Consider the following 24,464-nt stretch of genomic DNA (forward strand, 5'->3'; position numbering starts at 1 on the left):
ATCTAAATAAACTACCCTTTTTTGAACTTCAATGCCAACTGGGCCAGCATATCATCATTAACAGGCTGGGCCGGCTCTTCCTTCTTTTTAAAAGGCTTGGGCGGGTATTGTGTTTTGGTATGATCGGGCTTGTGAAATTCCTTTTTTGGATAATCAGCTTTGGGTACTTCCGGGCGTGGTGCATGGGCCTGTTCGGCTGGCTTTTGCTGCTGGGCTGCATTTTTAGCCTGGCGCTCTGCATTCTTTTTGGCATTCCAGCGGGTGTATATCTCTTCCAGCTTACGTTTGGTATATAGCGGAAAATCGCCCTGCATCATCCAGGAATAGTAACTCGGTTCGGCGTTTAGTACATCCTCAACCCTTTTGCCTTTATGCTTGCCAAAGTTAATGGTTTCTTCGCCTTGCTCGTTGTAAACCATCCGGCCGGCAAAATCAACCGGCTTGCTTAAGTTGGTAAACTTGTGCAGCGCTTCTACGTCGCCAACAACCGGCACGGTAATATTTCCTTTTTTATCCTCCCATTCCATGTTTTCATAGCGCTCAATCTGCGCGAGCAAAACTTCCATGGTTGCGCGGGTATCAGCCTCGGCCGAGTGGGCATTTTCAATCTTTTTATCGCAATAAAACTGGTAAGCTGCTTTAAGCGTACGCTGCTCCATTTGGTGAAATATATTTTGTACATCCACAAAATGGCGGTCGTCTAAAGTAAAAGATACGCCTGCGCGCAAAAACTCCTCCATCAGCATCGGGATGTCAAACTTGTTGGAGTTATAGCCGGCAAGGTCGCTATCGCCAATAAATTCGGCAATGGCCTGGCCCAAAGCTTTAAACTCGGGCTCGTCCTTTATATGTTCGTCATAAATACCATGTACCAGTGATGACTCCAGCGGAATTGGAATTCCCGGATGAACACGCCATGTTTTAACTTCTTCGCTGCCATCGGGGTGCAGTTTAATCACGGATATTTCTACTATCCTGTCAACCCCTATGTTGGTTCCTGTAGTTTCCAGGTCAAAAAAAGCAAGCGGGCGTTTTAGTTTTAATTTCATTGTAATGATTCAGTATTACTGTAAAGGTCGCAAATGTCCTAAAAAGAATCAGCACAATAAATTTTTTAATTTAAATTAATATCTAAGTTTTATTTTTAAATTAATACCATCCTAATTATCGCGATTATTGTATGAAAAAAGTACTACTTATTATTTTTTTATTTATTGGTGTTCAACACATTATAAAGGCCCAGGATTTTGAGGGAAGTGTAACCACCGAAGACCTTGAACTAAAAAAATACGCAAAAGATACCGCCGCCCATGCTCTGTTCCTGAATGAATTTGGCAAAAGCCGGATAGATATGGTAAGCGACGACCACGTACGCCTGATATTTGATTACCACGCCCGCATAAAAATATTTGACACAAAGGGGCTTGAACATGGCACCATCGAAATACCTTTTCACCATAGCGCCAACGGCGAAACAACTGAAGAAGTTAGCGACATTACAGGCACCACCTATTACCGTGATGACGATGGACTAATGCGCAGCGCCCCGCTCGATTTAAAAAAGGTATATACCGTAAAAGATTATAAATACCGCAGCACTGTAAAGTTTGCCTTGCCAGCATTAAGACCGGGTTGTGTTATTGATTTTAAATACAAGTTGGTGTCGCCCTACCTTGATGAATTCAGGAATTGGGATTTCCAGGACGAGATACCCAAAGCCCATTCAAAATACGATGTGCATATCCCTGCGTTTTGGGTGTTTAACGCTACATTGCGCGGCAGCCAAAAACTTTCAAAATCCACGTCAGAGGTTGAACGCGAGTGCTTTTCATCGCATGGCGCCAAATGCGATTGTTCCTATATCACCTACGAAATGGCAGATATTCCGGCCTTTGTATCCGAAGATTATATGACATCGCCAAAAAACTTTTTATCGGCCATATATTTTGATGAGGTGGAATGGACCAATCCGTACACAGGGGCTAAAACCGTAGTATCAAAAACCTGGAAAGATATTGAGCACCAGCTAAAAACAGACGAGTTTTTTGGATCGCAGTTTAAGCGTAAGGAGTTGATGAAAGACAGGATTGCATCCGTAATAGCTGGTAAAACCGACGAATTAGAAAAAGCAAAGGCCATTTATGCTTACCTGCAAAAATGGTTTAAGTGGAATGACATTACATCGATATATAGCCCGGACGGTATAAAAAAAGCGTATGAAGCGCATACGGGTACCGTTGGTGACATTAACCTTGCCCTCGGAGCTGCCTTGAGGGCTGCCGACCTTAATACCGAGCTTGTAGTGCTATCAACCCGTAACAACGGCAGCATCAATATGCTTTACCCCGTAATTAATGATTTTGACTACGTAATTGCCAAAGTTAATATTGGCGATAAAAGCTACCTGCTTGATGCAACAGACCCATTACTATCATTCGGTTTGTTGCCCCTGAAATGCCTTAATGATAAAGGGCGGGTGATAAACCTTGATAAACCATCGTACTGGATGGAGTTAAGCGGGCTTCAAAAGGAATCTACAACAAGATCACTTGATTTAACCTTGCTTGATAATGGTAAACTAAAAGGAACCATCATTAACTATTACCGTGGTTACGATGCCTACTTAAAAAGAAAAGCCATCAAAAAATTCAACTCGATTGATGAGTACGTTGAAAACCAGGACGAAAAACTTCCTAAATTAAAAATACTAAAATCAAACATAGCCAACCTGGATAGCCTTGATATGCCGCTTGGCGAAACTTTTGAAGTTGAGATTGACGCTTATGACAATACTAACCACAACCGGTTGGTATTTAACCCTTTTTTATGGGAAAAAATCACCAAAAACCCATTTAAATTGGCCGAAAGGGATTATCCTGTAGATTGGGGAATGGCATCTGACGACAGGTTGATATTAACTATGCGGCTGCCACAGGGATATACCGTTGAAACGCCACCACAAACGGTAGCCTTCAAAATGCCCGGCGACGGCGGCATGTATGCAACCAGCTTTGAAAATTTAGACAATACTTTCACATTTTCAAACATCACCAAATTTACCAAACCTATCTACACATCCGAGGAATATCCTTATCTTAAAGAACTGTATAACAAAATAATACTTACAGAAAAGGCAGATATGGTTTTTAAGAAAAAATAATGAAAGTACTTACATCGCTCATTTTATTATTTGCATATGCATTAGGCGCAAACGCGCAGGAAAATTACGATGCATCGCTTATACCCAAAGATTTGCTACCTTATGCCAGCGCCGTTATCCGTAGCAATGATATGAACATTGAGGTAAAAGACCTGGATAATACCTATTACCGTATTAAAACCGCGGTAACCATATTAAATAAAAACGGCGACGACGAAGCCGAAATTGTGATATTTCACGATAAAGCAAACGTTATTAAAAACATAAAAGGATTGGTTTATAACCAGTTTGGCAAACCTATTGGCAAGTTCTCTGAAAGTGATTTCCAGGACGACGGCGCCGTAAGCCGCTCAGCTTTGTTTGAAGATACCAAAGTAAAACATTTTCAGCCTGCTGTAACTGATTATCCTTATACCGTTGTTTATGAATACGAATATAAATCGAAGCAATCATTAAGCTTCCAGGACTGGGAGCCTAAACCATCAGTTGACGTATCTGTTGAAAAAAGTTCGTATACATTTAGCTGCAAACCCGATTTTAAAATCAGGTACAAAGAAATTAACATGCCCTCGCACTTGGTTGAAGGAACAAATAAGCAGGGCGAAAACACCTATAGCTGGCAGGTAAATAACATCAAAGCATCAAAATCTGAGCCTTATAGCCCTATTTATGAAAAGATGAGCAGCAGGGTGAAGATTTCGCCGGCATCGCAATTTAATTATCTTGGCGTAACGGGCTCTTTTAACGACTGGAATGGCATGGGTAAATGGATTTATGATAAATTGCTATCGTCGCGCAGGGCATTATCACCAAGCACTATTTACAAGATGCAGGAAATAACCAAAGGCATTACTGCCCCTAAAGACAAAGCCAAAAAGATATATGAATATATGCAGGGCAAAACTCATTACATTAGCGTGCAGGTTGGTATAGGCGGCTATCAGCCGTTTTTAGCAAGCGATGTTGATGCGCAAAATTATGGCGATTGCAAAGCCCTGGTAAACTATACGCAATCACTTTTTAAGGCCGTAGATATCGATTCTTATTACTGTATTGTAAAATCGGGTGCCCTAAAACGCAGCCCACTTACAGATTTTGCAAGCATGAACCAGTTTGACCACGTAATCCTGTGCCTGCCTTTTAAAAACGACACTACCTTTTTAGAATGTACCAGTCAGCAAATTCCTTTTGGCTTTTTGAGTGATTTTACCGACGACCGCGATGTATTAGCCTGCACACCCGAGGGCGGCAAATTAATGCACACCCCAAAATACCCCGCAAAAACCAACACACAGCAATGCAAAGCCGATTTTACCCTGGCTGCCGACGGAACACTATCGGGCAGTATGCTTACCAGTTTTAAGGGCTTGCAATATGATAACCGTACCTACCTGCTTACCGAGCCGCCAAAAGAACAAGTGAAAATACTCCAGAAAATTTACGCCATTAATAACCTGGATATAGAAAAATTTGATTTTAAGGACGATAAAAACATCCAGCCCAGCCTTACAGAAACAATCAAGCTAACAGCCCCCGATTATGGATCGGCTGTTAATGGAAAAATAGACTTTTTGGCCAATGCTACCAACAGAAAAGATAATACCCCGCGCGAGGTTCGCAACAGGCATTACGATTTATATATTAATACCGGTTATACCGATGAAGACGAAATTACCTATACCCTGCCCAAAGGCTATCATGTAGATATGCGCCCGGCCAACATTTCGCTCGAAAAGCCATTTGGCTATTTCTCGGTATCTGCCACTGTTGTTGGCAACCAATTAATTTACAAACGAAAGCTGCAAATAATTGATGGTACCTATAGTAAAGATTTGTACCAGGCCTTTGTAGATTTTTACCAATCGGTAAGCGAAACCGACAACAGTAATGTAACGTTGATTAAAGATAACTAAATATCACGATGCCCAGGATGATGCCAATAATCATGACCAGGTAAAGCGTGATCTCGTTCCCGGCAAACTTTTTATATTTAGTCCAAAATGAGTATTCTTCTTTCTGCTTTGACATAACGCTGCAAAGTTAGCACTTTTTAGTTAGTGGTTGGGTTGATTAAGTGAGTGGTTTAGAAGCCGGCCACCCGATTTAATATAATACAGTGAACCAATGGAACCAACAAAATAAGCAAACATGCCAGGAAGATGTAAGCATTAAACCACACCTTGTGTTTATTGCCCGATTCCGGTTAAAAAATTCAGTCTACTTAGCTGCCTGTTTTGCCAACAACAGGCACAAACATTTGGATACACTTAAATTGAGCAAAAACATCAATTTGATGTTAACCTTGTAAAAATACAAAATATTGATTATCAAATAATTATAAAATAAATTCCTAAAATGTGTTAAGTTATGTTAACCCAATTTAATGCGTTTATCCTGATAAACTAATTCGCCTGAATCGTGCCTTCATCCACAGAACCTGCTCTTGAAAAGTATTTGTATAGCGATGGGTCGCGAAGTTTAACGATAATTACGCCGCGCCGTGAACTGGCATGCACTACATACCCATTTTGCAGGTAAACCCCCACGTGGCTAAACTGCTTTCCGTCAAAATCGAAGAAAACCAGGTCGCCCTCTTTTAGTTCATCTTCATACTTGCGCTTAATAACGGTTATTTGTTTACTGGTCATACGGGGGATGGTGATACCATATACCTCCTGCTCCAGCAAAAAGGCCAGTCCTGAACAATCCACACCATCCTTATCAAGCCCCCCAAATTTGTAGGGCGTACCCATCCATTGCTCGATAAAAGCATACAAACGGCCATTTTCGATATCGCTTTTGTTTACACCCATAATCTCCGAATATTTGGAGGCGATATTTCCATCCGGCTTTACCACTTCGCCGGGCCGGCCACGCATGGCTGCCTTGCGGGTATGGCAGGAGGTTAATACTATCGGCACAAAAAACAAAACGAAGCAATAGAAAAACAGGCGATGTTTGGTCATGAAGTAAAAGTAGAGTTTATAGGCGATGGTAAAATGTGGATGTTTTTAACAAATTAACACTATTTGAAAATTTGAGAATTTGAAGATTTGAAAATGCCTAAATTACCAAATTACAACCCTCCAAAACCATTTTCAAATTCTCAAATCTTCAAATTTTCAAATCAGGATTTTATCACCCTTTGTATCTCATCCAGCTTCATCAGCGCTTCAACAGGTGTTAACGTGTTAACATCAAGATTATTAAGCGTATCGCGGATTTTTACCAGCACCGGGTCATCTATCGAGAACATTTGCATCTGTACGGCCTGCTTTTGCACCTTGCGGATGCTTTCTTTGATGTGCTCCCCTCCTGTTCGTTCGTTTTCCAGTTTCTTTAAAATTTCGTTAGCGCGGGTCAGCACTTTTTGGGGCATCCCGGCAAGCTTGGCTACATGGATCCCGAAACTGTGCTCGCTGCCACCGGGCACCAGCTTACGCAGAAAAATGATTTGCTGGCCAACTTCCTTTACCGACACGTTGAAATTTTTGATGCGGTTAAAACTGTTGCTCAGCTCGTTCAGCTCATGATAGTGGGTGGCAAACAGCGTTTTGGCTTTTGCCGATGGATGATTATGCAGGTATTCGGCAATAGACCAGGCTATGGAAATACCATCGTAAGTTGAGGTCCCCCGGCCAATCTCGTCAAGCAGGATCAGGCTTCTGTCGGATAGGTTATTCAGGATACTGGCCGTCTCGTTCATCTCCACCATAAAGGTTGATTCGCCCGACGACAGGTTATCTGATGCCCCTACCCTGGTAAATATCTTGTCGACTAACCCAATCGAAGCAGATTTAGCCGGTACAAAGCATCCCATCTGCGCCATCAGCACAATTAAACCGGTTTGCCTGAGCAAGGCCGACTTACCCGCCATGTTGGGCCCTGTTATGATAATAATCTGCTGCGTTTCCGAATCCAGGTATACATCATTTGTAATGTAGCTTTCGCCCAGTGGCAGGTTCTTTTCAATCACCGGGTGACGGCCGCCCTTGATGTCGAGCACCTTGCTCTCGTTCATCTGGGGTTTGGCGTAATAGTTTTTGATAGATATATGGGCAAAATTAAGCAACACATCCAAACGGGCTATCAATTGCGCATTCAGCTGGATGGGCTTAATGTACTCGGCAAGCGAATACAACAGATCATTATACAGGCGGGTTTCAATTACCAGTATCTTTTCCTCGGCGCCTAAAATCTGCTCTTCGTATTCTTTTAGCTCGGGGGTAATATAGCGCTCAGCGTTAACCAAAGTCTGCTTTCTGATCCACTCCGAGGGTACCTTATCGCGGTGGCTATGCGTCACCTCCAGGTAATATCCAAAAACGTTATTAAAAGATACTTTAAGCGACGGTATTCCTGTTGCCTCGGCCTCGCGTTTTTGTATCTCCAGCAGGTATCCTTTGCCGCCAAAGGCAATTTTACGCAGCCTGTCCAGTTCCTCGTTAATCCCCTCGTTCATCACCGATCCTTTTACGATCATTACCGGCGGCTCGGGGTTCAGTTCGCGTTCTATTTTCTCGCAGATAGTCACGCAGGGATTTAACTGCTCGCCAATAGCCCGTAATGGCTGGCTTTCTGAAGCTTCGGCTGTTCTTTTGATGGAACCGATAGCCATCAGTGCTTTTTTAAGCTGGCAAACCTCGCGCGGGTTGGCTTTTTGTAAACCTATCTTGCTGATTAACCGCTCCAGGTCGCCTATCTGGCGGATGCAGTTTTGCAGGTTTTCGCGCAACTCCTCGTGCTCAATCATGTACTCTACAACGCCCAGCCGGTCGTTTATAGGCTTTATCTCTTTAAGGGGCATCACAATCCACCGGCGCAGCAAACGTGCGCCCATAGGCGAGCAGGTATGGTCAAGCACATCAACCAGGGTAAGGGCATTATCGTTGGTCGACCCTACCAGTTCCAGGTTGCGCACGCTAAACCTGTCGAGCCATAAATATCGGTCTTCCTCAATCCGGCCAATGGCACTGATGTGCTGCAGGTTGCGGTGCTCGGTCTCATTCAAATAATGAATAGCTACACCCGCGGCTATAATGCCCAGGTTAAGCTTATCTATCCCAAAGCCTTTTAACGATTTTACACCGAAGTGCTTCAGCAGCGTTTCGGTAGCGTAATCGCCGCTGTAGGGCCATTCGTCAAGGGCATAGGTGTAAAAGCGGTCGCCGTAGTTGTCTTTAAAATCGCGGGAGCGGCTTTTAGGGTATATAACCTCGCTTGGCGAGAAACTTTGCAGCAGCTTATCAATATAATCACTGTTACCCTGCGCTGTCCAGAACTCTCCTGTCGAAATATCGATGAGGGCAATACCTATGCTGTTTTTTTCAAAATGCAGCGATGCCAGGTAGTTATTGCTTTTTTGATTGAGGATATTATCATTGGTAGCAACACCTGGCGTAACCAGTTCGGTAACCCCCCGTTTAACAATAGTTTTGGTGGTTTTAGGGTCTTCCAGCTGATCGCAGATAGCCACTCGCTGCCCGGCACGCACCAGTTTGGGTAAGTAGGTATCCAACGAATGGTGCGGGAAACCAGCCAGTTCGATATGGGTAGCAGCACCATTTGCACGGCGGGTAAGCACAATGCCCAATATGCCCGCGGCTTTAACGGCGTCTTCGCCAAAAGTTTCGTAAAAATCGCCCACGCGGAACAGCAGCAGAGCACCTGGATACTTCACCTTGATGGCGTTGTATTGCTGCATTAATGGGGTTTCTTTGGTAGTGTCTTTAGCCAAGCGGTTTACTCCTTTTGTTAATCGGGTAAAGTTAATGCATTGCCCGTGGTTTTGGGGCATTGTGGAAAAGTTGGATAGATGTGGATATCCGGGTTGCCGGGTTTGGATTGCGGGGGAGATTTTGGATGCCGAAATGTCTTTTTTGCTTAGTAGATGTCTCCTATGTTAGCATTAAAAAAACGCGATCACATTAGGTAAAGAGTTCAAACGCGATTACACGGCATTGCCTGAAGAATCTATTTAAAAAAACCAGAAAATAGTATAATTTTATACATAAATATTGATAAAATGAACGTAGCCGAAATCATGACCGAGCTGCAGGCTAATGGCAGCCAAAGCATCAAAAATATCCTGATAAAACATGGAGTTAAAGAGCCGTTTTTTGGGGTTAAGGTTGAGTATTTAAAAACCATCCAAAAAAAGGTTAAAAAAGATTACCAGCTGGCCAAAGATTTGTATGCCACCGGCAACGCCGATGCCATGTACCTTGCCGGCCTTATTGCCGACGATGCTAAAATGACCAAAGCCGACCTGCAAACCTGGGTTAATGAAGCCGTGTCAAACAACATTAGCGAGTATACCGTACCCTGGGTAGCCACTGAAGGCCACTATGGCTTTGAACTGGCCCTGGAATGGATAAATGATAACAGGGAGTACGTTGCCGCCGCGGGCTGGTCTACCTTGAGCAATATTGTTTCGTTTAAACCGGATAGCGAACTGGATCTTCCCATATTGAGTAGTTTGCTAAATCGTATTGAACAAACCATTCATTCATCACCCAATCGGGTACGATCGACCATGAACGGATTTATCATCGCTTTGGGCACCTATGTAGATGCATTAATGGATGAAGCCATTGCAACGGGCAATAAAATAGGAACCGTGTTTGTGGATCAAAACGGAACTGCATGCAAGGTACCGGTTGCTGCAGATTATATTGAAAAATCGCGCGCGCGGCGTAAACCGGGGATGAAGAAGAAGACGGTTAAGTGTTAAACCTTAGGCTGTAGACTTTAGATCGTTTGGAAATTGCTATTAAGCAGATTTGCAGGAGCTTTAGTGATTTTTTGTTAAACGTTTTTTCCTTGCTCCTGCGAAGCAAAAAAATGGTTTGCTTGCCAGAGGTACGCCACAATTTTACAATATCACGAATCAATCTCCTTTATCACCCTACACGGATTCCCTACTGCCACCGCATTTGCCGGAATATCTTTGGTTACCACGCTGCCGGCGCCAATAGTAGTATTATCGCCAATTGTAACACCGGGGCAAACAATTACGCCACCGCCGAGCCATACGTTATTGCCTATGGTTATAGGCGCAGCATACTCGGGGCCTTTTACCCGTTCGGAAGCTATAACAGGATGATAAGCAGTATACAGCTGTACATTGGGTGCCATAAATACATTATTGCCCAGGGTAACACGGGCACAATCCAATATAATGCAGTTAAAATTCAGGAACAGGTTATCGCCTGCAAAAATATTAAAGCCATAATCGCAGTAAAATGGCGACTGGATATCGATGGCATTGGTAAAGCCACCTAACAATTCTTTTAAAACGCTCCTCTTACCCTCTTTATCATCGTAATCAAGCGCGTTATAACGGGTAAATAATTTACGCGCTTTTGAGCGCCCGGCAACCAGTTCGGCATCGCCGGCATCGTACAGGTCGCCATCCAGCATTTTTTGAAGTTCGGATTTTTGCATAATCAAATATATTGCATTAAAACACGTCAATTTACCCTATTCATATTATGTTCGGCGCATTTGCGAGAAAAAAATCTCCATAAACCCATCACTTGCAAATTCAAATAATAATCATTTACTTTGCAATACAAAGTACTTTATATTGTTAGACCCATGGAATATTTTGTAAGCGAGGATTCGATAGTGCGGAAAATTTGGGGCAAGGCCGATACCATCCTGTTTATTTTTGCTGGCGCGGCAGCCGAGTTTGCCTTAAACAAAGCGGTTGACTGGCTGTATTTTACCGGCCGTCTGCCTGCCGACCCGCTTGGACGTTTATTTTCGACCGTTGAATATTCAAGGCAGATCATTTTTTCGGACCAGGAATCGGCTTTAAAAGCCATCGACCGGATAACCGCCATTCACAAAGGTGTAGAAAATAACCGCGGCGCACAGATTCCGGATTGGGCGTACCGCGATGTATTGTTCCTCTTAATTGACCTGTCTATCCGGTCGTATGAACTATTGGAGCGCAAGTTAACCCAGGCCGAAAAGGGTCAAACATTTATGGTTTTTAACCGGGTAGGCGAGCGTATGGGGCTTGCGGGTTTGCCAAAAACGTACTTTGAATACCTGGATATGCGCGATGAACATTTACGGCATAACCTGGTTCATGGCGAATTAACTTTAGATTTATACCGCCAATATAAAAAACACCTTGGCACTTCCCGTTATGCGGTGTTAAAACAGGCGCAATTGCTGGTGGTACCGCCATTGGTAGGCAGGCATCTTCCGTTAGGAAAACTGCCCTGGCTTTTAGTGGTGATATGGACTTATAAATTTTTGAGAATGCTTAAGGTGGAAACCTTTTTACGCAATGCCCTGCTCCCGGTGGCTTATAAAGCCCAGATCATCAGTATGGACAATTCGCAGACTTAAGCCGGAAGTCTGGAGTCAGAAGTCAAAAAGCCTTGCAAAAGTAGGCCTGAGTTGAAAGTCAGAACAAGTTGGACACTTCGGACTTCCGGCTTAGCACTTTCGACTTAAGACTTCAAGCATCACCGTAATTGCTGCGTTTCGTCGTAACTTAATTGCAGGTAGGCTTCCGTGGCATTAACCGATGGCCTTAAACTGATCATGGTAATTATTAAACATGCCGAAATAAGCAAATAAAACAAATTGCCTGTTATCAAAAAGCAAACGATTCCGAACAATGAAGGTCCTTCCAGCAACGCATATCTTACAATTAAGGCCGATTGATATGCCTTCAATTTTTCTGAAAGTGTTCTATTGATACCGGCCCCCGCCGACTGCTGATGGAATTTTCCCAGTTGCTGGTTAAACAAAAAACCGCCTGCTACCGTACCCATAACAGCCAATAGCGGCACTATGTAAAAATACACATCGTTCCGGCTGTTTTTATAATCAAAGTAAATGGTGTTTTTATTGGTTATAAAAGCCATTATCATAAACAATACCTGCCCGGCTATTAAAGCCAGGTGTATAATCGACGTAGTTTTTAACGCGTTTTTAGGGGTAGCTGCCGCCGGCTGGTTATAATTCATTGACGATAAGTTTAGCACTGCATATTAGCTATTTTTTTGAAGACTAAAGGAATTTTTTTTATGCTTGCAATTTAAACATATAGCTGCATATTGGGGCTCACCTTTTCCATAAAGGTATCGGGTTGGATAATAACAAAATGAATGAGATTATACTCATCTTTCACTCGGTTGCGAATGCGAATAATGGCATTATTGATACCCGCAGTGTCCAGGTTGCTTTTAAACGAAATAATGAGCATCAGCAATACCTCGGTGGGCGATTGATAGGTTGACATGAGGTGCATAAGCTTTAAAACGTCATCATCCTGCTCTACAATTTTAATGATGTGTTTTTTGGTGGTTGCGCCTATACCCTCGCCCATAAGCAAACTGCGGCTTTCGCGCGCCAGTATGATAGAAACAAATATGAGCACTAAACCAACCAGCAATGAAGCCAGCCCATCAAGATAGTTGATGTGGTAAGTATGGCCAATAAACATACAAACAGCTACGATAACCAGGCCTATTACAGCGGCGCTGTCTTCAAACAGCACTAAAAAGGTAGAAGGATCTTTACTCTTGACAATAGCCTGCCACCACGAGAGCTCGCCACGCAGCTTGTTAAACTCTTTAGCTGCTATTAACAACGATGATCCCTCGAAAATTACCGACATGCCCAATACCGCGTAATTCCATGCCGGGTTACCCGGAACTTCGGGCGTAATGATATGAGCAATACCCTGGTAAATAGAAACTCCCCCGCCGAGGCCAAATATGAGTATCGACACGATGAACGAATAAAAATACAGCTCCTTACCATAACCGAAGGGATGTTTTGCATCGGGCTTTTTACGGCTTTGGTACAACCCAAACAATAATAATACCTGGTTGGCTGTATCAACCACAGAGTGTACGCCTTCGGCCACCATTGCGGCGCTGTTACTAAAAAAACCTGCTGCAAACTTGGTTAAGGCAATAAGCAAATTTGCGGCCAGCGCAGCGTAAATAGACTTGTTTGATGATGCCATACAAAACCTTAAAGCATTATCGCAGTATATTGTTTTAGCAAAAAGAGCTATTGCTAAAAGGCACACTTTTACAATAGCGGAAGATTAAATAGGCGGGTAGTATCAGGGTGCAACAAAGAAGATATCACAATTAATAAAAACCAAAACTTGTTGGCAATGTTATCATTAAAGTTAATAAATTAACTTTAAAATAAACTATTATGAAAAATTTGAAGTTAACAGCAGCAGCTGTAGCATTATCGTTTACATGTTCGGTAGTTTTTGCCGCCAATCATACGGCTATCAATAGTACCGGGAACAATGACATCATCGTGAAAAAAGGTATGGTTATTGATACTATACCAGGCAAAAAGAAAAAGACGCCTAAAATACCTGCTCCGGCACCAACGCCGGCACCTGTTCCGCCGCCAACACCTACCCCTGCCGATCCGGCACCTGTTCCATCGCCAACACCTACGCCGGTGCCAAATCCGAACCCAACGCCCACTCCAAACCCGACACCGACGCCAAACCCTGCTCCATCACCAACGCCGCTGCCTACAACACCTTCACCTACCAAACCAGCATAATAATTGGTATTGGCAGTCTGCATTGGGCTATAAAAACAAAGCCCTCTGTTTAAAAACAGGGGGCTTTAATGTTTTACAAAATAACTGGCTATATCCAACTACAAATTACCATTTCCTAAAACATATGGCAATTTATCAAAAGTGCCTAAAAGTATTTGCGATATTTCAATTGATTGATAACTGCCATCCGGATTTAGGTTAACTTTTTTCGAGGTAAATGAATATGTTCCTGTAATTACCTTAGCAACCGTATCAATAGCAGTTATAGTAGCTAATCCTGAACCCGATTCAACAGTACCAGTTTGTACGTATACATAATTGCCTGTGGCATCTTTCTGAAGGGTATAATAAGCCATATTTAGCTTACCGGTACCATCTACTTTATAAGTGGCCAGCGGAAAACTATTGGTATTTGTGCCGTTAGGCACATTTATATTAAAGATAACCCGTTTTGAATCGGCCGTACCAATTACCGAAAACGTTTTAACCTTTGTAGCATCATTAAAAGTAATCCGTGCGGTAACCGTATCAGGGTACCAAACAACACCATTAATATTTGCAGCCAGTATTTTATCAGATGTGGTAGAAGCAGAAGTAACAACGTCTTTTTTACAGCCTTGGAAGTAGATAGCCGATATAAGTAACAGAACAATTAGTTGAATTTTCCTCATATATAAATTTTGTGCAAACAATGCGCCTTGCAGATTTTATGCAAATAACGCTCTTTGCAGATTAATAATTACAACCAAAGTTAATTTTTTCACATATTTTAACATTCGGCAGTTTTGGGCGAAATTATTTGAGGCCGGCATTTATCAAACAAATGGTTTTATTTAGGCATATTAGGCGCTTAATATTATAAACATGATTCACGTAAACGAATATTTTGAAGGAACAGTAAAATCACTGGGTTATACCAGTGCCGAAGGTAAAAGCACCATTGGTGTAATGGAAAAAGGAGAGTATGAATTTGGCACATCGAGCCACGAAAGCATGACCATTATTGAGGGCCAGCTGGAGGTGTTGCTGCCTGGCGAAGAAGGATGGGAAAGCTATACGACCGGCCAATCATTTGAAGTTGAGGCCAATACCAAATTCAAAGTAAAAACAAACGTGCAAAGCTCCTATTTGTGTAAATACAGGTAAGTAGCTACTATTGTAACATTTAAGCTTAGCGGTGCTCTAATAATCATAAAATAAATAAAACAATGGATACTTCGCTTATTACAACCAGTACCGGGTTAGACGGGTACCGGGTAGTTAAACATTTAGGTGTTGTACGTGGTATTACGGTACGCAGCCGAAGCGCGCTTGGCAACATTGCCGGTGGTTTTCAGTCGCTTTTTGGCGGCAGGCTTTCTATTTATGTTGAACTTTGCGAAAATGCACGCGAAGAAGCTTACCAGCTTTTAATTCAGCATGCGCAAGCTATTGGGGCAAATGCCATTATCAACATGCGTTACGATGCTAACGAAGTAATGCAGGGCATTACCGAAGTATTGGCATACGGCACAGCTGTTGTGGTCGAAAAAGTTTGATTAGCCCAATTAAGATAACAGCCCAAAGTCTTAAGCTGCAAGTCAAATTCAGCTTAAGGCTTTGGGCTATACGTTTATTGCAAGGTTAGTGCTCCATTAATTAAAATACGATAGCGGAATTGTACGCCAAAGCCCGTGCGCAAGATGGCCAATTAGTAATTCGTACACCAGGTAAACCGGCCAGATCAGGTAATGAATAAGCAATAAAATAGGCGAATGATTATAATGCCAACTGATCATGAGTGTATACAAACCTAATACAAGATAAAGTATGCTGGTGTCCCTGGTCTTCATTTGTTAATGGTGATAATTTTATCTAAATTAATAATTACTTACAATTTTTCATATTGTAAATTACGTTATAAGTAGCCTTGCTGTTGGTTTGCTGCCTGCCGGTTTTAGGGTTATAAGCGTATGGCTTTTGTGCAAGCGCATTTCCGCGAAGCTGAAATTCAACAGCCATGGTGTCGGCGGCGCCTTCCTGGTTAAAGTTCCATATTGCCTTAATGGCATTACCGGCAAGTTTGCCTGTTAACGTTCCCTTGCGGGCGTCTTTTTCTTTCGGCATCCAGTTCATGTTGCCGGTAACTTTATCGCCATTTATATAAATACTTACAAGTGTTGTATCCTGCGCCTTGTTGCCTTCTGTATAAAAAAAACAATATCGCATGTTTACAGCCGGCGCATTGGCCGCGCTGGCCAGCTGCGTATCTGCAGGCTGAAGTGTTGAAGTTGTGGTATCATCATCGGCAGCATTGCGCTCGCCAGAACAGGATGCGAGCAGAGCAAAGCAAGCGAGCAAGTAAAAATTAATTTTCATAGCAGTTTAATCGTAGGTGTTTTTTAGGTACGACAATTAAAAGCTAAAAAGGTTCAATTTAAATATTACAGAATGTTGAAGATATTGAAGTGCAATTTGCATCCGTTAATCTTTTTAACGCCAAACACTGAAAGTTCCGCTGCCAACAGATTGGCGCGGCAACTAACAACAATAAATACAAAGTCGGGATGATTTAAACTTTACACTTTTTTATGTAGTGTAAACATTCCTTTGTGTTACACTACATAATTACACTACATAATATTGCAAGGCAGGCGGGGTTATATTTTTTTTCGGGGGGAGTAGATACAATTTCGCCAAACTCGTTCACGTAAGCCATCATACTTTCCAGATCGCTGCCGCCGCCGTTTTGCTGACGCTCCTGTTTACGTTGTTCTTTATCCTCTTTCTTTTTCTGGCGATTTTTTTCGAGTTGTTTTTTCATGAAGGTTGCCTGAGATTTAGCCATGTTTATTAAAATTTAGTTAAACAATACGCATTTCCTGGCTTACACCTGTATCAATCTAATCAGCTGAAATATATTCAGCATCGGTAACACATGAAGAGGATCTCATTAATTAATTTCCGGGCAGCAACGGTATCAGCGGGGATAAAATGAACCCTGATCAATAAAATTGACAGTGGGTGGCTATGAGGAAATAGCTATAATTTTCCGTTATTATGCAAAAATTTTCCGTTATTATGCAAATATACGATTTTTTAGCACATTTCGTTGGTCATTGGTCATTGGTCATTGGTCATTGGTCATTGGTCATTGGTCATTGGTCATTGGTCATTGGTCATTGGTCATTGGTCATTGGTCATTGGAACGCGGGCATGCGGGGTAAAAGCTTTAAGCTACAATAAAAAAAATCATCGGCCCTATCTGGCAATTCAACCAGACAAGACCAATGAACTAATGAACCAGTGAACCAATGAACATTATAGGCCTGCATATTCGGTGGATTTGGCTGGTGCACCGGTTAATTTATCGGTAGCAGTTTCGGTTACCAGGTATGTTCTGTTAACGCTTGATGCTATGTTGTGTACCAGGCTGTAGTCGGTTACATTACCACTTAAATTTGCTTTTGAACGATCATTCATGGTAACGCGGGTGCTGTAAGCGTCTAATTTTAAATCGGCAGAAGCGTTGTTGTATAATTTAACATCGAGTTCTATGGCAGATAGGTTTCCGAAAGATTTAATTTCGGCATTATCATAAGCGGTTATTGACGACAGCTCTTTTGCAGTAACCCAAACAACCAATTTTTCGGTTTTGTATGATGAAATTCTCAATACACCTTTTTTTGATTGTACCAAAGCACTTTCGGTATAATATTGGTTGTAAACTTTTACCTGGTCGGCTGCGCCGGTAGTAAGGTATACCTGTACATTGCCGTAAACTTCTATTTTATTAATGTTGCTGATATCAGTTAAAACCACAGCTTTATTATTATTGTTATCTACTGCTGCGTAAGTTGAATTTGCGATGCCCAATACGGTAACTATTACTGTAAAAATGGCTATTAAGTTAGTTTTCATGGTATTAATATTTTGATTGTCAAGTAATTATTTTTGTTATTTTTTAAATACACCTATATGACGATCTCCACTAAAAATCGTTACAGCCGTTTCCGGTGTATTAGTTGTACGCAGGTTTTTTGTCGGTGAAGTGTATAATTTACACGGTGAATTTGGAGGATCTGAGGAATCTGTGGTCGGAGGACTGGGATCGGGTTACAGTGTTCGGGGACGAAGCTCGGGATACCTGAGATGGAGTATATAGACCATAAGTATCGATTTCGCTCCGTTACCTTGCAACGAAACCACACTCATCCATCGAGGCTAAGGCTTCAGACCTCAGAATCCCGGCCTCAGACCTCAGAACCATTTAAAGATAATACTTCTCCCCGTCGGTTTTTATTTTCCCCGCATCAAGTAGCAGGCGGATGGTTTCAATTTTATCTTTTTCGGTGCCGATGTTAATTGTAGTAATTAACGTTCCGATATCGGGCGTTGAGATACTGAGCAATTGTACAACCTCGTTGGTAATGTTGTCCAAAAGTTCATCTTCGTTTTTGTGGCGCTTTTCGTCGAGGCAAACATCGCAGATGCCGCATTTGCGGGCGTTCGGCTCATCAAAGTAAGCCAGCAACATTTGGCTGCGGCATTGTTTATGAACAGCATACGCAAAAACCGCCTCCATTTTTTGGCGATAGGTCTCTTTACGCTCCTGGATATAGTTTTTGTTTATAAACAACCTGTTTGATTGCTGCCGGGCTTTTAGATATGTAACCTGTGGCTTATCTGTTTGCTGAAGGTAGCTTATTAAGCCAAACTGCTGCAGCTGCAACAATCCTTCAACAACCTGCTGAACGCTTAATGTTGTACGTCTTGACAGGTCGTACTCCTTTATTTTTACATAGTTTTCAAACGCTCCGCCGTATGAACGCAACAGCGTTTTAATAAACGGATCCCAACCGGCATTCTGGATCTGGAAGTTGTACAGTACCTCGTTAACCACCTCAAACCTGAACCGCGATGGAAGAAAAACACTTTCATTGAACGACAGGTATTCGTCCTTTTCCAAAAACTTCAGGGCATTTAACGTTTTTATTGCATCCAGCTTAAAACGGCTGCAAAACGCGCCCAGGTCCAAATCAAAGCTGAGGCCTTCGCCTGCATCGTAAGCCAGTTGATAGTAATTGGCCAGGCAATGGTAAACATGTTTTATCTCATCAACGGTTGGAAAGTTAAGCTCAAACAACTTCTCCTGCCGCAGCCTGTCGGCATGAGTATATAGTAATACGCCATAAGCCTTTTGCCCGTCGCGGCCTCCCCTGCCCGCTTCCTGGTAATAGGCTTCCAGGCTTTCGGGCATATCCTTGTGGATAACAAACCTAACGTCGGGCTTGTCAATACCCATCCCAAAAGCATTAGTGGCTACAATTACCCGCGTACGGTTATTTTTCCAATCTTCCTGGCGATCAGCCCGTTCGTCCATAGGCAGGCCTGCATGGTAAAAATCGGCCTTGATGCCATTTTCGTTATAATACTTAGCAATTTCTGCAGCATCCTTGCGGCTGCGTACATAAACAATACCGCTGCCTTTAACCCCTTTGGCTATATCCAGCATCCGCCTGAATTTGTTTTCGGCATCCTGAACAACGTAGCTGATGTTGTTGCGCTCAAAACTTTGCTGATAAATAACCGGATTTTTAAATTGCAGCTTATCCTGGATATCCTGTTTAACATCAGCCGTGGCCGTTGCGGTAAGGGCAAGCACAGGCACATTGGGATGTAATTGGCGTAAATCGGCAATGTGCAGGTACGGGGGGCGAAAATCATAGCCCCATTGCGAGATACAGTGTGCTTCGTCAACCGCTATCAGGTTAACCTTCATATATTTTATTCGCTCCTGAACCAGTTCTGATAGCAGCCGCTCGGGCGAGAGGTATAAAAATTTAACCGTGCCATATATGCAGTTATCCAACGCCAGGTCAATCTCGCGCCTGCCCATGCCCGATACGATGGCAACGGCATTGATACCCTTGTCTTTCAGGTTTTCAACCTGGTCTTTCATCAATGCTATCAGCGGAGATATTACGATGCAAACACCCTCCTTAGCTAACGCGGGCACCTGGAAACAAACAGACTTGCCCCCACCTGTAGGCAGCAATGCCAAAGTATCATGACCTAATAAAACAGACTTGATGATCTCGGCCTGCATCGGCCTGAAGTGATCATGGTTCCAGTACTGTTTTAATATTTCTTCGATAGTCATGGGTTGAGTCGGAAAAGTCCGAAAGTCGGAAAGTTCGAAAGATAATAAATGTCGGTCAGGTACAATACCGTGATTTACAAAAAAAGACAAAAATCGTCAGACATCCCGAACTTTAGATTTGAAGCTACTTCCGGACTTTCCCGACTTTGCTACTGCATCAGCCAATTATAAAATTTCGGCCAGTCGCCATGCCATTGCTTTTCATTGTGGCTGGCATCTTTTATGATGGTTACGGGGGCGTTTTCGGGCTTAGCACCCTCACCCTTTATTATAGCGGCCATTTTTTGCATATCGGCAACCATATCTTCACTTTCGGCATCGCCGCAAACAAAATAAAAACGGGTTTTATTGCTGATAGTTTTCTGTTTAGCCAGATCATAAATTGGGGGTGCTATCCAAAAAGCGGGCGAAAACACGCCGGCGTTGCCAAACACACCCGGATATTTTAATGTGGCGTACATTGATATCAGCCCTCCCATCGAACTGCCGGCTATTGTGGTATGTTTTGCATCGGCCATGGTTTTATAATGTATATCAATGTAGGGTTTCAACGTTTTTGCCAGGAACTCCACATAATCATCGCCGCGTCCTTTGCCATATTTTGAGTCATAAGGATCATATTCGGTGATCCTGGAATCGCCGCCATGGTCAATTCCTACTATAATACACTGCTTTTGTGGCGATACTTTATCCATCAATTCGTCAATCGCCCACTCCCCGTAACCGCTGGTGTAATCGTCAAAAAGGTTTTGTCCATCGTGCATATATATCACGGGATATCTGTTTTTAGATGAAGTATAATTTGCGGGCAGGTAAATCCATATACGGCGCTGCCTTTCCAGCTGAGGTATTACAAATTTATCACTAATGATATGTACCTGTGCAGTAGCCGTATGTTTCTTTTCTGCGGGGGCAAAATTATCCTGCCAGGCGGCAACATCTAAAACTATCGTGGTATCGCCGGTAATTATCAGGCTGCGGTTATCGACCGGCTTGCCGGTTGCGGTGCATTCTACTTTATCCCAGCTGCCGCGGGTTACTTTGTAGTTATAAATACCTTTAGGCATCGTTGTTAAAAGCTTGTAGCCTCCATTGCCATCAGCTATCAGTTTCCAGGCACTGTCGGCAGGGTTCCATCCGTTAAAATTACCTGCCAAAAACAGGCCTTCGGATGAGCCTTTCAGGGGTGGTATTTTTCCCGTTTTAAAGGCTGTTTTTACCTGCCCGAAAAGCAAAAAAGTTTGGGCAAAAACCCAAAACGCGCAGAAAAATATTTTTTTTATCATTATTAATTGTTTTAGTGACAATTATTTTCCGGGAACGTTCCCGGAAAATCGTTACATATTAGTAAAATTGCCTATTGTGTAATTATGACACTTAGTTTTGGGCAAATCTTAGCCAGTTTGCAAATTTCCCACAAAAAAAGGCAAAAAGTATTAAAAGTTCTCCCCTGTTTAATATTTCATTAAAGTTAATTATACCTTAATTAATCCGGTCAAAATTATCTTTTGTATAAAATTTGCTTTTATTATTTCTAAATGTAAATTAGTCGCGTGCTGTTTCAGCAAAATTATCAGACCAATTTAACACTGGCTAATTAAGCCTTTTTTATTCACAAAAACCCAAAAAGTAAATGAGAAAAAATTACTCAAAAAAGTACGTTCTTCTTTGTGCCTTTCTAATGATGTCAGTAATGGCATTTGCCCAAACAGGAAGCATTAAAGGGAAAGTATTAGACGAAACCAACGCGCCCCTGCCCGGCGCCGCCGTTACTATTGATGGCACAACCATAGGTGCAACTACCGATGGTAACGGTAGCTACACTATTACCGGTGTTAAGACCGGGAACGTTACCGTAACCGCTAAATTTTTAGGTTATGTGGCTTTAAAGAAAGTTGTAACGGTGGGTAGTACTGCTGTAGAAGTTAACTTTTCATTAAAACCCGACAATCAAAACCTTAATGAAGTAGTTGTGGTAGGTTACGGTACCCAAAAGAAGAAAGACCTTACAGGTTCGGTAACCTCAATCTCGGCCAAGGATTTTAACCAGGGCCCGGTAACCACACCTGAGCAATTAATTACCGGTAAAGTTGCCGGTGTACAAATCACCTCAAACAGCGGTGCGCCAGGCTCTGGTAGTACAATACGCATACGGGGTGGTGCATCTTTAAATGCATCAAATGACCCTTTAATTGTAATTGACGGAATACCATTGGCCAATACCAGCATTAGTGGCGTTTCAAACCCTTTGAGCTTAATAAACCCTAATGATATCGAATCATACAATATCCTTAAAGATGCATCGGCAACAGCAATTTACGGTTCACGGGCATCAAATGGTGTAATTATTATTACCACCAAAAAGGGTAAAGGTGATAAAGATGTACACATCAATTTTGATTCAAAAACCGCGCTTTCAAAAATAACCAAAGAAGTAAGCGTGTTGACAGCCGATCAGTTCCGTACTGCGGTTAAAACCCAAAGCCCTGGTCAGGCTAATTTGTTGGGCACTGCCAATACCGACTGGCAAAGCCTCATTTACCGCCCGGCTTATACTTATGATAATAACCTGAGCATTACCGGTGGTATAAAAGGTGTTCCATACCGCCTATCAATTGGTTATTTAGACCAGGACGGTATCGTCAAAACGGATAATTTAAAAAGGACAACAGCTGCGTTCAACATTAGTCATGACTTTTTGCGTGGAAGCTTAAAGGTCGATTTGAATTTGAAAGGTTCATACACCGATAGTCATTTTGCAGCAGGGGCCATTGGTAACGCTATTGGCTTCGACCCTACCCAGCCCGTTTACTCAAATGACAAAACCAAATTTGGTGGTTATTTTGAGTGGTTAGATAGCAGCGGCAATCCAAACACCCTTGCACCACGTAACCCTGTAGGCCTGTTGAACGAACAGGACGCGCAAGGTAAAGGCAAAAGGGGTATTGGTACTTTATCTTTAAACTATGTATTCCCATTCCTGAAAGAATTACAGGCCAGCGCAACTTTTGGCGGCGATTTATCTGATGGGGATGGTTATACTTTTATACCAGCTTCAGCAGCCTCAAACTTTACCCAGGGTGGTTCATACTCCAAATACTTTAATGAAAATTATACTTATAATACCGATTATTATTTAAAGTATTCAAAAGACCTTAAAGACATTAAAAGCCATGTTGATATACAAGCTGGCTACTCATACCAATACTTTAGTACATATTTTCGCGGAAGCCAGCAATATAAAGCTGATAAAACCACTCCGGTTGGTACACCAAGCCTTCCTTCATGGGGCGAGTATTATATCGAATCGCCTTTTGCCCGCTTAAACTATTCATTTAACGACAAATATTTGTTAACCGCCAGCATCAGGGACGACCGTTCATCGCGCTTCTCAGACTTGCACCGTAACGGTTACTTCCCTTCGGTTGCATTTGCGTGGCGCGCTAAAGAAGAATCGTTTTTAAAAAGTGTTGATGTTTTATCCGACCTGAAATTCAGGGTTAGTTACGGTATTACCGGGCAACAGGATATTGGTACCGGCCTTAGCAAATACTTTCCGTACCTGGCTATTTACGAACCCAGCAATAGCGCAGCTCAATACCAATTTGGCAATGCATTCGTGAATACATTACGCTCTGATGCTTATAATGCCGACATCAAGTGGGAGCAAACAGCCACTGTGAACGCCGGCCTTGATTTTGGATTCCTTAACGGCAGGATCAACGGAAGCATCGACCTTTACAACAAAAAAACAAAGGATCTGTTAATATTTACCCCAATACCGGCAGGTACTAATTTAAGCAACTATATAACTGCAAACATTGGTAACCTAACCACCAAGGGTGTTGATTTTAACATCAATTTCATTGCTATCGATTCAAAAGATATCAACTGGACATTGGGTTACAACGTTACGCTTAACCAGCGTAAAATCACCAATATTTCCTTAACGGGAGATCCTAATCAAACAATCGCGGTAACAGGCATCCCTGGTGGCGTGGGTAATACTATTGGTTTGTTCAAAGCGGGCCAAAACCCCGGGGCGTTTTACGTGTACCAACAAGTTTATGATCAAAACGGGCTTCCTTTAGAAGGCGTTTATGTTGACAGGAATAAAAATGGTAGCAGTGTTGATGATAAATACCTGTACAAACAGTCGGATCCAAAAGTATTTATGGGTTTCAACTCTAATTTTACTTACAAAAAGTGGAATTTAGGGTTTAGTGCACGGGCCAACCTGGGCAACTATTTATACAATGCGCAATCTGCTGCAAACGGCGCTTATGCCGGTGTAAAATTCGCGGGCTACCTGGGCAACTTACCTTCAAGTGTATTACAAACTCAGTTTCAACAATACCAGTTATACTCTGACTATTACGTAGAAAATGCTTCATTCCTGCGTATGGACTATGCTACTTTGGGCTACACCTTTGGTACCCTTGGTAAACACAACCTTAGGGCATCATTCAACGTATCTAATGTATTTGTAATAACCAAATACAAAGGGCTTGATCCTGAAATAAATGGCGGTGTTGACAATAACTTTTATCCGCGCCCAAGAGTTTATACCCTTGGCTTAAACCTGAGCTTATAATT

General features: G+C 42.4%; 22 protein-coding genes. 7 read left to right on the forward strand and 15 right to left on the reverse strand.

The genetic code is table 11. The features are described from left to right. Nucleotides 1-11: 11 nt before the first annotated feature. Nucleotides 12-1,049, reverse strand: a complete 1,038-nt coding sequence (locus FSB76_RS02790) for a 3'-5' exonuclease (RefSeq protein WP_147052081.1) — start codon at nucleotides 1,047-1,049, stop codon at nucleotides 12-14. A gap of 131 nt (nucleotides 1,050-1,180) precedes the next feature. Between FSB76_RS02790 and FSB76_RS02795 the strand changes: the two genes are divergently transcribed. Both FSB76_RS02795 and FSB76_RS02800 read left to right on the forward strand, forming a co-directional pair. After that, nucleotides 1,181-3,160, forward strand: a complete 1,980-nt coding sequence (locus tag FSB76_RS02795) for a DUF3857 domain-containing protein (protein ID WP_147052082.1) — start codon at nucleotides 1,181-1,183, stop codon at nucleotides 3,158-3,160. Continuing rightward, the gene (locus FSB76_RS02800; protein WP_147052083.1) at nucleotides 3,160-5,073 is read left to right on the forward strand and encodes a DUF3857 domain-containing protein; all 1,914 of its coding nucleotides are present in this window, start codon (nucleotides 3,160-3,162) and stop codon (nucleotides 5,071-5,073) included. The genes FSB76_RS02795 and FSB76_RS02800 overlap by 1 nt, the downstream gene beginning before the upstream one ends. Here FSB76_RS02800 and FSB76_RS32660 read toward each other — a convergent pair. From FSB76_RS32660 to mutS, 3 genes are all read right to left on the reverse strand, one after another. Further along, nucleotides 5,060-5,188: a hypothetical protein gene (locus tag FSB76_RS32660; protein WP_255369896.1), complete on the reverse strand. Its 129-nt coding sequence runs from the start codon at nucleotides 5,186-5,188 to the stop codon at nucleotides 5,060-5,062. The genes FSB76_RS02800 and FSB76_RS32660 overlap by 14 nt on opposite strands. Nucleotides 5,189-5,562: 374 nt before the next feature. Continuing rightward, nucleotides 5,563-6,126 carry a C40 family peptidase gene (locus tag FSB76_RS02805; protein ID WP_147052084.1) on the reverse strand — a complete coding sequence of 188 codons (564 nt, stop codon included), beginning with the start codon at nucleotides 6,124-6,126 and terminating at the stop codon, nucleotides 5,563-5,565. A 161-nt stretch (nucleotides 6,127-6,287) separates the two neighbouring features. Beyond that, a complete protein-coding gene (gene mutS, locus FSB76_RS02810; RefSeq protein WP_147060841.1) occupies nucleotides 6,288-8,897 on the reverse strand; it encodes a DNA mismatch repair protein MutS in 2,610 nt (869 codons plus the stop codon). Nucleotides 8,898-9,185: 288 nt separating this feature from the next. On the opposite strand from mutS, the gene FSB76_RS02815 reads away from it, so the two are divergent. Further along, the gene (locus tag FSB76_RS02815; RefSeq protein ID WP_147052085.1) at nucleotides 9,186-9,893 is read left to right on the forward strand and encodes a DNA alkylation repair protein; all 708 of its coding nucleotides are present in this window, start codon (nucleotides 9,186-9,188) and stop codon (nucleotides 9,891-9,893) included. A gap of 149 nt (nucleotides 9,894-10,042) precedes the next feature. Here the strand turns inward: FSB76_RS02815 and FSB76_RS32665 are convergent, their stop codons facing one another. Further along, complete coding sequence (locus tag FSB76_RS32665) at nucleotides 10,043-10,606, reverse strand: sugar O-acetyltransferase (RefSeq protein WP_147052086.1); 564 nt, start codon at nucleotides 10,604-10,606, stop codon at nucleotides 10,043-10,045. Nucleotides 10,607-10,759: 153 nt separating this feature from the next. On the opposite strand from FSB76_RS32665, the gene FSB76_RS02825 reads away from it, so the two are divergent. Then, nucleotides 10,760-11,524, forward strand: a complete 765-nt coding sequence (locus FSB76_RS02825) for an oxygenase MpaB family protein (protein ID WP_147052087.1) — start codon at nucleotides 10,760-10,762, stop codon at nucleotides 11,522-11,524. Between the two features lie 119 nt (nucleotides 11,525-11,643). On the opposite strand, the gene FSB76_RS02830 is transcribed toward FSB76_RS02825, so the two are convergent. The 4 genes from FSB76_RS02830 to FSB76_RS02845 form a co-directional block, all read right to left on the reverse strand. Then, nucleotides 11,644-12,150, reverse strand: coding sequence for a hypothetical protein (locus FSB76_RS02830; protein ID WP_147052088.1), 507 nt, complete (start codon nucleotides 12,148-12,150; stop codon nucleotides 11,644-11,646). 71 nt (nucleotides 12,151-12,221) lie between these two features. Further along, nucleotides 12,222-13,157 carry a cation diffusion facilitator family transporter gene (locus tag FSB76_RS02835; protein ID WP_147052089.1) on the reverse strand — a complete coding sequence of 312 codons (936 nt, stop codon included), beginning with the start codon at nucleotides 13,155-13,157 and terminating at the stop codon, nucleotides 12,222-12,224. A 271-nt stretch (nucleotides 13,158-13,428) separates the two neighbouring features. Beyond that, nucleotides 13,429-13,749 carry a hypothetical protein gene (locus tag FSB76_RS32025; protein ID WP_158642824.1) on the reverse strand — a complete coding sequence of 107 codons (321 nt, stop codon included), beginning with the start codon at nucleotides 13,747-13,749 and terminating at the stop codon, nucleotides 13,429-13,431. A 75-nt stretch (nucleotides 13,750-13,824) separates the two neighbouring features. Further along, the gene (locus tag FSB76_RS02845; RefSeq protein WP_147052090.1) at nucleotides 13,825-14,397 is read right to left on the reverse strand and encodes a hypothetical protein; all 573 of its coding nucleotides are present in this window, start codon (nucleotides 14,395-14,397) and stop codon (nucleotides 13,825-13,827) included. A gap of 193 nt (nucleotides 14,398-14,590) precedes the next feature. Between FSB76_RS02845 and ppnP the strand changes: the two genes are divergently transcribed. Together ppnP and FSB76_RS02855 are read left to right on the forward strand one after the other, a co-directional pair. Continuing rightward, nucleotides 14,591-14,872, forward strand: coding sequence for a pyrimidine/purine nucleoside phosphorylase (gene ppnP / locus FSB76_RS02850; protein WP_147052091.1), 282 nt, complete (start codon nucleotides 14,591-14,593; stop codon nucleotides 14,870-14,872). Between the two features lie 62 nt (nucleotides 14,873-14,934). Next, nucleotides 14,935-15,264 carry a YbjQ family protein gene (locus tag FSB76_RS02855; RefSeq protein WP_147052092.1) on the forward strand — a complete coding sequence of 110 codons (330 nt, stop codon included), beginning with the start codon at nucleotides 14,935-14,937 and terminating at the stop codon, nucleotides 15,262-15,264. A gap of 96 nt (nucleotides 15,265-15,360) precedes the next feature. Here FSB76_RS02855 and FSB76_RS02860 read toward each other — a convergent pair whose 3' ends face one another. The 6 genes from FSB76_RS02860 to FSB76_RS02890 form a co-directional block, all read right to left on the reverse strand. Beyond that, complete coding sequence (locus FSB76_RS02860; protein WP_147052093.1) at nucleotides 15,361-15,558, reverse strand: hypothetical protein; 198 nt, start codon at nucleotides 15,556-15,558, stop codon at nucleotides 15,361-15,363. A 34-nt stretch (nucleotides 15,559-15,592) separates the two neighbouring features. Beyond that, the gene (locus FSB76_RS02865) at nucleotides 15,593-16,084 is read right to left on the reverse strand and encodes a hypothetical protein (protein WP_147052094.1); all 492 of its coding nucleotides are present in this window, start codon (nucleotides 16,082-16,084) and stop codon (nucleotides 15,593-15,595) included. Between the two features lie 241 nt (nucleotides 16,085-16,325). Next, nucleotides 16,326-16,553, reverse strand: a complete 228-nt coding sequence (locus tag FSB76_RS02870; RefSeq protein ID WP_147052095.1) for a hypothetical protein — start codon at nucleotides 16,551-16,553, stop codon at nucleotides 16,326-16,328. A gap of 473 nt (nucleotides 16,554-17,026) precedes the next feature. Further along, a complete protein-coding gene (locus tag FSB76_RS02880; protein WP_147052097.1) occupies nucleotides 17,027-17,626 on the reverse strand; it encodes a GIN domain-containing protein in 600 nt (199 codons plus the stop codon). 349 nt (nucleotides 17,627-17,975) lie between these two features. Then, the gene (locus FSB76_RS02885; protein ID WP_147052098.1) at nucleotides 17,976-19,868 is read right to left on the reverse strand and encodes a RecQ family ATP-dependent DNA helicase; all 1,893 of its coding nucleotides are present in this window, start codon (nucleotides 19,866-19,868) and stop codon (nucleotides 17,976-17,978) included. 149 nt (nucleotides 19,869-20,017) lie between these two features. Next, complete coding sequence (locus FSB76_RS02890) at nucleotides 20,018-21,154, reverse strand: alpha/beta hydrolase-fold protein (RefSeq protein ID WP_147052099.1); 1,137 nt, start codon at nucleotides 21,152-21,154, stop codon at nucleotides 20,018-20,020. A gap of 347 nt (nucleotides 21,155-21,501) precedes the next feature. On the opposite strand from FSB76_RS02890, the gene FSB76_RS02895 reads away from it, so the two are divergent. Next, nucleotides 21,502-24,462 carry a SusC/RagA family TonB-linked outer membrane protein gene (locus tag FSB76_RS02895; RefSeq protein ID WP_147052100.1) on the forward strand — a complete coding sequence of 987 codons (2,961 nt, stop codon included), beginning with the start codon at nucleotides 21,502-21,504 and terminating at the stop codon, nucleotides 24,460-24,462. Nucleotides 24,463-24,464: the final 2 nt, after the last annotated feature.

Source organism: Mucilaginibacter ginsenosidivorax, from assembly GCF_007971525.1.
Taxonomy (GTDB): Bacteria; Bacteroidota; Bacteroidia; order Sphingobacteriales; family Sphingobacteriaceae; genus Mucilaginibacter; species Mucilaginibacter ginsenosidivorax.

What these genes read in the sequence shown, in the direction of transcription:
- FSB76_RS02790 (WP_147052081.1), bottom strand. Translation starts at nt 1,049, where the DNA reads ATGAAATTAAAACTAAAACGCCCGCTTGCTTTTTTTGACCTGGAAACT.
- FSB76_RS02795 (WP_147052082.1), top strand. Translation starts at nt 1,181, where the DNA reads ATGAAAAAAGTACTACTTATTATTTTTTTATTTATTGGTGTTCAACAC.
- FSB76_RS02800 (WP_147052083.1), top strand. Translation starts at nt 3,160, where the DNA reads ATGAAAGTACTTACATCGCTCATTTTATTATTTGCATATGCATTAGGC.
- FSB76_RS32660 (WP_255369896.1), bottom strand. Translation starts at nt 5,188, where the DNA reads ATGTCAAAGCAGAAAGAAGAATACTCATTTTGGACTAAATATAAAAAG.
- FSB76_RS02805 (WP_147052084.1), bottom strand. Translation starts at nt 6,126, where the DNA reads ATGACCAAACATCGCCTGTTTTTCTATTGCTTCGTTTTGTTTTTTGTG.
- FSB76_RS02815 (WP_147052085.1), top strand. Translation starts at nt 9,186, where the DNA reads ATGAACGTAGCCGAAATCATGACCGAGCTGCAGGCTAATGGCAGCCAA.
- FSB76_RS32665 (WP_147052086.1), bottom strand. Translation starts at nt 10,606, where the DNA reads ATGCAAAAATCCGAACTTCAAAAAATGCTGGATGGCGACCTGTACGAT.
- FSB76_RS02825 (WP_147052087.1), top strand. Translation starts at nt 10,760, where the DNA reads ATGGAATATTTTGTAAGCGAGGATTCGATAGTGCGGAAAATTTGGGGC.
- FSB76_RS02830 (WP_147052088.1), bottom strand. Translation starts at nt 12,150, where the DNA reads ATGAATTATAACCAGCCGGCGGCAGCTACCCCTAAAAACGCGTTAAAA.
- FSB76_RS02835 (WP_147052089.1), bottom strand. Translation starts at nt 13,157, where the DNA reads ATGGCATCATCAAACAAGTCTATTTACGCTGCGCTGGCCGCAAATTTG.
- FSB76_RS32025 (WP_158642824.1), bottom strand. Translation starts at nt 13,749, where the DNA reads ATGCAGACTGCCAATACCAATTATTATGCTGGTTTGGTAGGTGAAGGT.
- FSB76_RS02845 (WP_147052090.1), bottom strand. Translation starts at nt 14,397, where the DNA reads ATGAGGAAAATTCAACTAATTGTTCTGTTACTTATATCGGCTATCTAC.
- ppnP (WP_147052091.1), top strand. Translation starts at nt 14,591, where the DNA reads ATGATTCACGTAAACGAATATTTTGAAGGAACAGTAAAATCACTGGGT.
- FSB76_RS02855 (WP_147052092.1), top strand. Translation starts at nt 14,935, where the DNA reads ATGGATACTTCGCTTATTACAACCAGTACCGGGTTAGACGGGTACCGG.
- FSB76_RS02860 (WP_147052093.1), bottom strand. Translation starts at nt 15,558, where the DNA reads ATGAAGACCAGGGACACCAGCATACTTTATCTTGTATTAGGTTTGTAT.
- FSB76_RS02865 (WP_147052094.1), bottom strand. Translation starts at nt 16,084, where the DNA reads ATGAAAATTAATTTTTACTTGCTCGCTTGCTTTGCTCTGCTCGCATCC.
- FSB76_RS02870 (WP_147052095.1), bottom strand. Translation starts at nt 16,553, where the DNA reads ATGGCTAAATCTCAGGCAACCTTCATGAAAAAACAACTCGAAAAAAAT.
- FSB76_RS02880 (WP_147052097.1), bottom strand. Translation starts at nt 17,626, where the DNA reads ATGAAAACTAACTTAATAGCCATTTTTACAGTAATAGTTACCGTATTG.
- FSB76_RS02885 (WP_147052098.1), bottom strand. Translation starts at nt 19,868, where the DNA reads ATGACTATCGAAGAAATATTAAAACAGTACTGGAACCATGATCACTTC.
- FSB76_RS02890 (WP_147052099.1), bottom strand. Translation starts at nt 21,154, where the DNA reads ATGATAAAAAAAATATTTTTCTGCGCGTTTTGGGTTTTTGCCCAAACT.
- FSB76_RS02895 (WP_147052100.1), top strand. Translation starts at nt 21,502, where the DNA reads ATGAGAAAAAATTACTCAAAAAAGTACGTTCTTCTTTGTGCCTTTCTA.